Annotated in this window: 1 protein-coding gene; it reads right to left on the reverse strand. The window is 46.7% G+C overall.

All coding sequences use genetic code 11. The annotated features are described in order from the left end of the window. Nucleotides 1-26: 26 nt before the first annotated feature. The gene (locus JJQ94_RS10730; protein WP_201435455.1) at nt 27-9,854 is read right to left on the reverse strand and encodes a non-ribosomal peptide synthetase; all 9,828 of its coding nucleotides are present in this window, start codon (nt 9,852-9,854) and stop codon (nt 27-29) included. Nucleotide 9,855 lies beyond the last annotated feature (1 nt).

Here is a 9,855-nt window from a genome sequence, read left to right on the forward strand (position 1 = left end):
TTAACATTATATTAACGAATAAAATGTTAAAGAGTGTTCATAATTTCTGACATTTTTATTAAGTCGTCCGGTGTTTTTATCCAGCTGTTATGCGACCCTTTCATGGTGAACACTTGAACCTGACTGGGTTGCATTACTTCTTCTATAAGATTTTGATTCTTATCAAGGTAGCGGTTGATTATATGGCTGGAAAGTTGCAACTCTAGGCTATCTGACTGAGCCACTTCAACCGCACAACCAGCACTAAATAGCGTCACCTTTGCGGTGCTAGAAAATGCCGGATCATTTTGATAGTGATAATTAATTCTATCGGGCTCAAGATGACTGAATTCTGGGTGTAGAGCTAAAACTTCATCATGCATCGCGGCATAGTCAAAACAAGGGTCGACGAACACGAGATGTTCGACTGTGTCCCCCTCATTTTGCAGCAGTTTGACAACCTCAAGTGCCAGCGTTGCGCCAAAACTCCAACCAAAAATCCGATAAGGACCACAAGGCTTTAGCTTTTTAAGATGAATAGCATACTGCAACGCCAATGTTTGGAACTGATAATAGTCATAGGCGAGCGAGTCCTTTGGTTTTTCCTGTGCGGCATAGATGTTATTGAAGCAATAACAAGGCACGGAAATCTTGGGAGCAATGGATTGCAAGTAGCTCTCAGCACCACCGCCACCCGGAGGGAAGAAAAACCATTCAATAGGAGCGTCGACTTCATTCACCAACACGCCGACTTCAATATCGCTCAGGGTTTTTATACCTTGGGGATTTGCGGCTGTAATCGAATGTGAAACGACGGCTCGAAGGGCTGCATCGAACTGCTCTATGAATGCAGTGGTTTGCGTCTCATCTAACTGACTTGCAATGCTCACTTGCAGTCGCATTTGACGCACTTCGGCGTTAACGATGAGTGCCATTTCATCCTGATTCTCCTTGCTGCTGGCATCGCCTGAGTGTGCATTTAGCATTCGTATGCCCTGATCTTGTGCATCACTGTTGCTATCAAGTTGTCCCAAGTAATTAAAGCTAACTTTAGGTAATTGGCTGAAGGAAAATTCTCCACGTCTGACCAACTCGCTGAAGCCTAGCCCTTTATCTGGAATGGCACGAAGCGTTTCTTTGCTTTGAATAATCAGGGTCGATAAATCCGTGTCATTTTTCAGGGCGACCGGAAACATACTAGTAAACCAGCCTAGTGTTCTTGAGGTATCAATATGGTCACTCAGATGTTCTCGGCCGTGACCTTCTAACGTGAGGTGGCAATAGTTTGTAGCAAAGGTATTGCACCAAGCCCGAGTAAACGCACTCATTAAGAGATCATTGATTTCGGTGTTAAACCCTGCAGGAGCAAGGCGTAGCAATTGCTCAGTAAGCTGAGTATCAAATTGATGCGTAAGACGCTGTTGTGATTTACCGTAAGGTACGTTTTGCTGTGTGCTTAACACATTTTGCCAATACGGTATTTGTTGTTCAAAAGGATGCAGGGCCACAACGTCTGACCATTGGCGATAACTGCTGGTTTTGTCGCTTAAGGTGTCGCCTTGTAGCAAGCGGCTTAAGTCTTCGACCAAAATACGCCACGAAACACCATCAATAACAAGGTGGTGAACGATAATTACGAGCCTAGTTAGCGGCGTATCATCGCTGAGTAAAACCGGTTGCCACAAAGCACCTGAACCGAGTTCAAAACGGGCGTGTATTTTACTCAACGCCAGACCGGTTTGCTGCTCATCAAGCCCCGAGGTGTCCAAATGGATAAGCTTTGGTGTTGGACACGCTGCAATACTCTGATATTGGGATTGCCAAGTCTCGGTTTTGCTAAACTGAGCGCGCAACATGTCATGTTGTTGATGCAGCTGCGCAAGTGCACGCTCCAAAGTATCTAGCGCGGTACTGTGCGGAAGTGCGAGCATGACCGACTGATTAAAATGCGCTTTATGACGGTAGTGGGAGTTGAGGAACCATTGCTGGATAGGTAATAACTTGATTTCTCCGCTGAGCTCACCTTGTTCTGCCTCGATTTCTACCCGTTCATTATTTGCCAAAAATGCACAAAGCGCCTCTAGGGTTGGATACGTAAATATGTCTTTGGTCGACAGCGAATAGCCAGCACGTTTGAGAGCCGACATGAGCTGAATACTCATAATTGAGTCACCACCGATATGGAAGAAGTTATCTTCTAAGCCAACCTGCTTAATCCCCAATACAGCACACCAGATTTTAGCGATATGTTTTTGCTGTTCTGTGTTTGGAGCATGGTGAGTCTCAGCTTGGCTAAAATCGGGCTGCGGTAGTGCTCGGGCATCAATCTTGCCATTAACCGTAACGGGTAGGGCGTCTAATGTGACGTAGGCACTTGGCAGCATATAACTCGGCAGCATGTGAGAAAGTGTTTGCTTGAGCTTTGCCTCATCTAGTGACTCAGTATTTGCCATGACCAAATAGGCCACGATACGTTTGATCCCATCTTGTTCACTCACGTTTACAAAAGCAGTATGAATTTGCGGTTGTTGCTTAATCGCAGTTTCAATCTCGCCAAGTTCGATGCGGTAACCACGAATTTTCACCTGAAAATCATTACGACCAACATACTCTAATAAGCCATCTTCACGCCATTTAACCAAATCTCCCGTTTTATACATTTTGTTCCAACCGCTTGCGAGATACCTATCCGATGCGAATGGATTAACTAAGAATGCTTGTTCGGTTAAATCTGGACGGTGTAAATAGCGTCTTGCCATACCCGCGCCGCCAATATAAAGCTCTCCTGCCACGCCCGGTGGCAGTATTTTGCCAGCAGGCGACAACACGTAAGCGGATTTATTGGCAATGGCACGGCCAATAGGTGCTCCGTGATTTACAGTGTTGAGTAAGCAGCAAGTCGCATAAACGGTGGTCTCTGTTGGGCCATAGGCGTGGTACAGCATCAGCTCTGGCGCTTGATGCTTAACTCGCTCAACCATAGCTAAGTCGACCGCCTCTCCACCAAAATTAATCTGTTTAAGTCCGGCGTGTAAGAAGAAGTCTTCGCTAGCTAAACGATTAAATAGCGCAGTGGTTACAAAACACGTATCAATCTGCTGTGCTTGGCAGTACTTAATCAGTCGTTCTGGATCAAGTTGAGTCTGTTTATCTATCAGGTGTAGCGCTGCACCATTACTGAGTGTGACAAAGCAGTCAAAAATAAACGCGTCGAAGCTAATGCTCGATAAGCTGAGGACCTTGCTCAGTTGTGTGGGATCGATAAAGTGGTCGTCCGTGGCATAGTTTAATAGTGCCTCATGGTTGATTTCTACGCCTTTAGGGTTACCTGTGGTGCCAGAGGTATAGATAATATAAGCCAAATCAGACGGGCTCACCGATACCGCTTGGTCTAAGCTTGTTTCCTTCATTGGTGTATCGCTGAGTACATGTGTCAGTGATGCAAGTGTTGTACTCACAACTCTATCCATTAATCCCGATTGGGTGACCACGATTTTCGCACCACAGTCCTTGGCAATATATTCAATCCTTGAGTCAGGAAATTCCGGTGATACAGGAACATAACCACCGCCTGCTTTAAGAATAGCGAGGATCGCAACGATAGAATCTAGCTGTTTTTCATGCAGTAATAAGACTGGAAAATCACCTTGATACTCGTTGCCGTAAATCTCAGCCTTAATCACCAATAATTGCTGGGCAAGCTGGCAAGCCTGACGGTTGAGTGCTTGATAACTTAGTGCTTTATCTTGCCAGACTACAGCGGTTGCATCCGGGGATACAGCGACTTTTTCACTCAATAAGTCGTTGAAGTTCTCGAAGCCACATGACTCGTGTTCAGTTTCATTCCACTCGTTGAGAATACGGGCCTTTTCCACAGTATTGGCAATTTCAATGTGCTGATGAGGTAAGTGAGTATTGTCAGCAATTTGTTCGAGGATAAGTAGCAGTTGAGATTGCAGTTGTGCGACACGTGCTGGTGAAAGCAAGCTGGCGTCGTACATCAGCTCAAGTTGCAGCTCTCCTAGCTCTTTTGCTATCAGTGCAAGCGGGTATTCAACTTGCTCTGGTGCTGCGTCAAACTGCCAGCGAGCTTGTTGTGCCTCTGCTTGTTCATTTTCAAGGCTTGGGTAGTTTTCGAAAACGACTAGGCTTTGGAATAGCCGATTACCGCCTTGTTGCAGTGACGCGAGTGACACATTTGCATGGCTATTTAAGTCCAAAATGGCAGTTTGGATCTTCTCGAGTTGCTGCGCGATGGTAGCATCCGTAGGCCAATCAAGATAAAGCGGTAGCGTATTGATGTAAGCACCAACACTTTGCGCTATGCCGTCAATTGGTAAGTCACGACCTGCGATAGTTGTACCTACTAAAGTAAATTCGTCGCGAGTATAGATCTGAATAAGCTTGTGCCAGGCAAATTGGACCGCAGCATTGAGCGTGACAGAATGTTGCTGACACGTTTGCTGCAACTTACTTAACGTCTCGCTTGGTAGGGCAAAATGCAGCGCCTGCGGATCATGATTATGACGGAGCGTTTCTAAATCTGTTGAGTGACTAAACAGGGTGTTAAGATCGTTTGCCTGTGATAAATCGGCGACATGATATTGCCAAAATGCTTTGGTGGCGGCCTGATTATCTCTTAGGTAAGCATGGGCATCTAAATAGGCGTTATCCACCTGTAAAACAGGTTCTCGACCTTGTAGTAATTGCGTATAGTTCTGGTGAACGGTCTGCATAACTAACGGGCCACTCCAACCATCACAAATACTGTGATGCTCAGTTTTTATCAGCTGATAATGGGCTTCACCACGCTTGATTAACTGTAGCTTCAATAACCCGGGTCTTGCAAAATTAAATGGCTGATGTAACACCTGCTTCGCAAGCTTTTCTATGTGTGCTTGTTGTTCTGCTTTTGAGTATTGGCTGATGTCAATTACGCTAAAGTTATCTTCATCAACACAGGTGTGATCCACGATAAGTTGCAGCATGGTTTCTTCAACATCAAAAGCACAGCGTAGCGCTGGATATTGCAGTGAGGTTAGTTGCCACGCGCGACAGTAAAGCGCAGTGTCAATTTTATCGAAATACTGCATCTGTGACTGCACGCGATAGGCGGTATCTTCTGGATTATTTAGCTGGTGGAAGATAAAGCCTTGCTGCAAGTTTGTTGCGGGATAAACCGCGGCTAGGTCGTAACGTGTGCGCAGTGCATCTAAGTGGGCGAAGCTGACGCCCGTCAGGTTATAGTCGCTCGGCGTTTGTTTGGCGCCAAGCGCTTTGGTATGCAATGCTGTGTCGAGCACCGCTTGTAGACTGGCAGTGAACTGGCTTTGGAATAGGGCGAATTCGGTTTCAGACAACGCCGTGGTGCAATTTAAGACAAGCTGACCATGAATAATAGCCGCGTTGATATCAAGAACGTAATGGCCGTTATTTTCGCTTGCGACTGGTTGACCTGTAATGGCTTCAGTTAAGTAGAAGTTACCACTGGGTTGCTGCGTTTTTGCGCCACCGATTTGGCCTAAATAGTTGAATGCAACAGTTGGTAAAGTCCCCGTCACTTGTTTGGAAAAATAGAATTGACCAAAACCAACGCCATTGTCTGGCAACTTACGCAACTGCTCTTTGGCATTGACGATAGCGCTTTCGAGACTAGAACCCGCATGGAGTGCTAGTGGATATAATGATGTAAACCAGCCCACGGTGCGTGAATGATCTATATCTTCGGCGATGTGTTCACGACCGTGCCCTTCAAGTGCAATAACCTGATCATTGCAGCCAGTGATATGGGCGAGAGTTAGTGACAGCGCGGCGACGACAAGGTCTCGAGGCTCTGTGTGGTAGCCTTGATTAGCATCAAACAGCAGCGTTTGTGTAAATGCAGAGTCAAGTTTAATCACTTGGTTTGTCGGTGTGTTATTCGCTGTTAAGTGCGTTTGGCAAGTATCAAGTACTTCCTGCCAGTAATTAATTTGTTCGACTTGAACATTTGCATATTGGGCTAAGGTCTCAACCCATTGACGATAGCTTGAGGCTTTTTGCGCCAACTCTTTGCCTTGATAAAGGCTATTTAAATCCTCAATTAGGATCCGCCAAGAGACAAAGTCAATGATCAGGTGGTGGAAGGCCAGTACCAATACATCTTGGCTTTGGCGTTTGACACGAATTGCCTGCCATAAAGGGCCTGAATTTAACTCAAACTGTGACTGTAAGCGTGTTAATTGCTTGGTTAGCTCGTCGTCACTGAGTGTGTCTGCATCAAGTTTAACTAGAGGTGCCATGGTGCTATTTTGTTGGTACTGCTGGGTAATGTGCGCCGTCTTTTGATTGAACACAAGGCGTAGCACATCATGTTGCTCAGCAAGCTCGGACAATAGCGCAACTAATCTCTCATCACTGATTGTACTTGGCATCACAGTAGCGAAGGTTTGGGCAAAGTGTGCGGGGTTAGCAAACTGATTTGCAAAAAACCACTGTTGGATAGGCAGCAGATCGAACTCGCCTTCAAGCTGGCCTTGTTCGGTTTTTATCGTAACCTTCTTATCGCCATTCGAACTGATAAGTTTTGCCAGCCGCGCGGGAGTTGGGGCGGCAAATATCTCTTTAACTTGTACCGTTAATCCTGCTTCTCTTAAGCGTGAAACCAGCTGAATACTGACAATTGAATCGCCGCCGATTTGGAAGAAGTTATCCTCAATCCCCACTTGCTCAAGGCCAAGTACCTGCTGCCAAATCTCACAAAGTTGGGTCTCTAAGTCATTACGCGGTGCCACATAAAGGTTGTCGGCTTGAAGCTCTGGTGCGGGAAGTGCCTTGCGGTCAAGCTTACCGTTACCTGTGAGTGGAATATGCTCGATTAGGGTAAAGTGACTGGGCACCATGTATTCAGGTAAAGCAGCACTTAGCGCGAGTTTTAATTCAGTGAGCTCAAGGGTGGGCTCTGCAACAAGATAAGCGGCTAATGCTTTGCCTTGCGGTGCAGGCACATCAATTACCACTGCGTTTTGTACGCCTTGCTGGTTGACAATGGCTGCCGCAATCTCGCCTAATTCGACACGATAACCACGAATTTTCACTTGCTCATCGTTACGACCGAGATACACCAAGTCGCCGTTGTCTAGGAAGCGGGCAAGGTCACCGGTTTTGTACAGCTTGCTATGGGCGGGGTCGTGACTAAATGGATTATCAATAAAGCGCTCGGCATTGAGTTCTGGGCGGTTTAAGTAACCACGGGCAACCCCAAGGCCTGAAATATACAACTCACCCGGCGCGCCAATAGGCATGGGCTGGAGCGACTCAGATAACACATGAAGATTAACGTTAGGGTAAGCTTTACCTATGCCTTGATGAAGACGTGGGTAGGCCTGTGCTAGCATCGCACCGACCGTGGCTTCCGTTGGGCCATATTCATCGAAGATAGCGTTCACATGGTCGCTTAATGCGGCAATGGCCTGCTCAGTCAGCGCTTCACCACCGAGCATTAGGGCATCAACTTGTGCATCGCTGTCAGGCAATAGCGCCATGGCAAGACTAGGTGTGGTTTTCACAAAGCCAACATTCGCGGCACTTAGGTGAGCTCTAAAAGCGGCGGCATCAAGAATATCGCCTTCATAGACACACACCGTTTGTCCAGCAAGGAGCGGGCATAAGGTGGTCGTCACCGACAGGTCAAAACAGTAGTTAGAAGAAAAGTCGATATTACGATACTTGTCACCTAACTGGCTGGTTAAGGCGTGAAGATAATAAAGCACATTGTGCTGAGTGAGCATTACGCCTTTTGGTTGTCCGGTTGTCCCTGAGGTGTAGATGATATAAGCCAAGTTAGCCAACGCAGTTGGACGGGTTAGGTTCTCTGACTCCACTGCAAGTGCACGGGTATTCACACTGAGCGCCTTCACGCCGAGCGCATTCACGCCGAGCGCCGCCACTTTTCCAAGCACAGGGTTAAGTGACGGCAAGTGGCTTTCCTGCGTTAGCACTAAGTCGGTGTTGGTGTCGGTTAAAATAAATTCAACCCGAGCTTCGGGGTAATCTGGTGAAACAGGCACATAGGTACCACCGGCTTTGAGCACGGCCAAAATAGCAATAAGCATCTCGCTACTGCGAGAAAAGTAGAGGGCGATAGGGGTATCGGCAGGCAATAGGCCAGCTTGGGCTTTGGGGTGCTGAGCAAGGATTTGCTGTGCAAGGGCATTGGCTTTACCGTTCACTTCGGCATAAGACAGCGCTTCACCGCTGCTGGTTAACATGGCCGTTTGCTCAGGGGTGTTAGCGGCGTGCTGCTCTACTAAGCTTGCGAGATCTTTATCAGTGGCAAACGACTCGGCGTTGTTGTGCCAAGCACGTATTGTGTTAGTCTCAGTTCTATTTTGTAAGGCTATCTTTGCAAGTGGCTGCGCAGCTCTTGCGATCACCTGATCGATAATATTGATAAAGCGCTCAGCAAGAGTTGCGATCCAGTCACTTGGAAATAGCGCGGTGGCATAGTTAATATCACCAAAGACTTCTTCGTCACCATTTTGTAGCAGTAAACTAATGTCGAACTTTGCCACTTTATGGAGCGCTTTTACTTGTGACTCATCCACTGGCGTAAACAGCTGTTGGCTGCTGTCGTCGCTGTTATTTTTAAATTGTTCAAGCGCAAACATCATTTGAAATAGCGGGTGGCGAGACGGATCCCGTTGTAATTTTAGGGCGTCGACCAATTTATCAAATGGCAGGTCTTGGTGCGCCTTTGCGGCTTTTAAGGTTTGGTGCACTTGTTGGATTAAGGCATTAAAGTCGAGTGCGTTATCAATATGAACTGGCAGGGCTAAGCTATTGACCAAAAAGCCAATAAGATTTTGTGTCTGGCTTAGATGACGGTTGTCAGACGGCGTACCGATAACTAAATCTGACTGACCGCTGGTTGCTTGTAATGTCAATGCCCAACTGCTGAGCAGCACCACATAAAGACTGGTTTGCTGCGTTTTGGCTATGGCCTTTAGGGCTTCGCTTCGTTCCTGACCCAAATGAATACGGTGGTCAGCACCGTGATATTGGTATTCATTTGGTCTTGGTAGTGGCGAATGTAATTCAAGCTGCTCAGCGCCTGCAAGTGCATCAGTCCAGTGGTCTAAAAGCTTAGCTAAAGTATCGCCGCTGAGATACTCGCGCTGCCATTTTGCGTAATCTTGGTACTGTAACTCAAGCGCTGGTAGCTCAGGCGTTTTGCCTGAAGCTAGCATAAAATAGGCTTGGTGTAGCTCACGCATAAAGATTTCGGTGGACCAGCCATCAAACGCAATATGGTGCCACATAAATAGCACGTAACGTTCAGCGCCTACTGTCCAACAGCAAACCTTGAACATAGGCTCATTGGCTAAGTCAAATGGTGTACTGATCGCTTGTTTAACAGCCGTATTAAGCGCAGCTAAGTCAGCCACAGGGCTAGGCGTAATTTCAATACAAGCGCTCAACACTTCTTGATAGTCGTGGCCTTGCTCGTCTTGACGATAGACACTGCGAAGTACTTCATGCCTATCTAACACGATATTCAGTGCTTGCGTTAATCGCGCAAGCTCTGTGTGATAAGAGAGTTTAACCAAAAACGGAATATGATAAGCGTTGGTGCCATTTTCTAAGCGTTCGATAAATAATAAACGCTCTTGCGCAAACGAAAGCGGATAGCGGTTTAATTCTGGCAGTGTATTAAACGCATCCTTTGAAAAAATTGCTTTTGCTTCAAGGTAATCCATTAACTGCGTTTTGTTTGACTTTAACTTTGCAACAAGCGCAGCATCTGGCGCTTGCGCGCCAAATGACAGCTCTAGTCCGCCGTCTTGCAACCAGATTGAGAGATTGTGATCTTTCAGTTCAGCGAGCAATGACAACATG

The organism is Pseudoalteromonas sp. GCY, from assembly GCF_016695175.1.
Lineage (GTDB): Bacteria > Pseudomonadota > Gammaproteobacteria > Enterobacterales > Alteromonadaceae > Pseudoalteromonas.